Source organism: Salinivibrio sp. MA427 (assembly GCF_001996115.1).
GTDB lineage: Bacteria > Pseudomonadota > Gammaproteobacteria > Enterobacterales > Vibrionaceae > Salinivibrio > Salinivibrio costicola.
Genome location: NZ_MUFH01000399.1, coordinates 1 through 1,945, shown reverse-complemented (window position 1 = coordinate 1,945; position 1,945 = coordinate 1). Strand labels below are relative to the sequence as shown.

At 45.0% G+C, this 1,945-nt stretch carries 3 protein-coding genes; 1 reads left to right on the top strand and 2 read right to left on the bottom strand.

What is annotated here, in order from left to right:
• Positions 1-424, top strand: a 424-nt coding sequence (locus tag BZG79_RS14970; RefSeq protein WP_242414217.1) for an H-NS family nucleoid-associated regulatory protein, incomplete at its 5' end; no start/stop codon positions are given.
• A 58-nt stretch (positions 425-482) separates the two neighbouring features.
• On the opposite strand, the gene BZG79_RS14965 is transcribed toward BZG79_RS14970, so the two are convergent.
• On the bottom strand, positions 483-1,454 hold the full coding sequence (locus BZG79_RS14965) for a lytic murein transglycosylase (RefSeq protein WP_077774805.1): 972 nt from the start codon (positions 1,452-1,454) through the stop codon (positions 483-485).
• Between the two features lie 10 nt (positions 1,455-1,464).
• Positions 1,465-1,740: a YcgL domain-containing protein gene (locus tag BZG79_RS14960; RefSeq protein ID WP_077774804.1), complete on the bottom strand. Its 276-nt coding sequence runs from the start codon at positions 1,738-1,740 to the stop codon at positions 1,465-1,467.
• Positions 1,741-1,945: the final 205 nt, after the last annotated feature.

Sequence of the window (1,945 nt, the reverse complement as noted above, 5' to 3'; positions counted from 1 at the left end):
GTCTGATGCAATGAAAGCGTTACTCAACCTGCGTAGCTTACGCGCTCTTGCCAAAGAGATGTCAACCGAGCAACTAAACGAAGCGTTAGAGAAACTACATACCGTGGTTGAAGAGCGTAAAGAAATTGATCGCGAAGAAGAAGCAAAAGAACAAGAGCGTTTAGAAAAGCTAGAGAAATACCGCGAAATGTTAGTGGCCGATGGCATTGAGCCAGAAGAGCTCATGAAGCTATTAGGTGGCAGCACTAAAGCAAAAACACCAGGAAAGCGCGCAGCACGTCCAGCTAAATACCAATATACTGATAATGACGGCTCACATAAAACATGGACAGGTCAAGGCCGTATGCCTAAGGTTATTCGCGAAGCGACGGAAAGTGGTTCTGCAACACTCGACGATTTCCTCATCCCTGGTCAAGAAGCATAAACTTTTCACCAAGGAAAAAGAAAAAAGAGGCCAAGGCCTCTTTTTTTGTTATAGGGTATCAATCAAATTTAATTCTATCGGCTAAATGACTAACCGCCAGAGCAAAGTAATGCGAGCGGTTCCACTTCAACAAGCTTTGATAGTTATTGTAGACCAAATACGCTCTCCCCTTTTCATCATCAGGCTGAATGAGCCATGCTTTAATGTCGACCTTGGGTAATGCTTGGCCGTTCATGCGTCTTACGCCTTTCGTCTGCCAGTCACTTAGCAATAAGCCCTTGTCTGCTCCGGTACCGAGTAGAGACCGATCAAACTGTTCTGGAACTTGAACTTGCCGACCCCATGTATAGGTATCATCCCAACCAGCTTGTTTCAGATAATTCGCTGCCGATGCAAAAACATCGGCCTCCGTTTGCCAAATATCTTTTTTACCATCTTGGTTGCCATCCACAGCATAATTAATAAACGAACTGGGCATAAACTGAGATTGCCCCATTGCTCCCGCCCATGATCCTTTCATGTCTTCGGGGGCAATATGACCTTGCTGTAATATTGTCAGTGCTGCCATGGTTTCTTTACGGAAAAAAGCTTCTCGACGGCCATCAAATGCCAATGTCGACAATGCCTCAATCACATTATAACTCCCTTGGAGCTTACCAAAGTTACTTTCAACACCCCACAGGGCAACAATAAAACGTGGTTGCACCTGGTATTGTTCACCCACTTTTTTTAATACGTCATAATGCTGATTGTAGAGCTTTTTCGCTTGCGCCACTTTCCAATCTGGTACCGCCCGAGGAATATACTCGTCTAAAGTAAGGCGCCGCTCGGGTTGATTTCGATCTGAGCTTACCGCACGTTCATGATATTCAATCCCGTCAAACGCTCGCTCGAGCAATGCATCGCTAATCCCTGCCTCACGAGCTTCATCTTTTAATGAGGCCACATAGTGTTCAAATCCTGGCTTGGCCATCACTGGGCTAACGATTAATGCAGCCGCCATACAGGCTGAAATCATACCTTTGCGCATAGTCTTCCTTTTACAGTTTTTCGTTTCTATTACGAATAGCCTGCAGCGCTGCGTCCGGAGGTGGGGGCAGCTGTACAAAAAACCCCTCCTCTTGCAGGCTTTGCTTTACCTTGGTGATATTGACCACCGCAAGCTTTTCACGCTTGTCTAAGTCAATCATCATTGCGAACTCTGGTTGCCCAAAGCTGTTCATCAGCGCCTCTGGCACATCATCAAATTTATCTTTCTCTGCAAGATAAAGATAGGTGCCTTCTTTCTTTTTGCTTCGATAAATTGCGCAATACATCTCAAAAGTCCTCACGAGCATGCCATAAAACAGGCGATAAATTGTCATCCTCGGGCAAAGGTTTGTTAAACTTTACCGCAAAGTGTATCAAAACACGTATTTGCGGTGGTTTCTCACTATAAAGCTAAAAAACATCATTAAAACGAGAAATCTGACTCGAAAAGCAAACCTTGCTTGCCGCATCCGTGCTGTGAATATACCATGC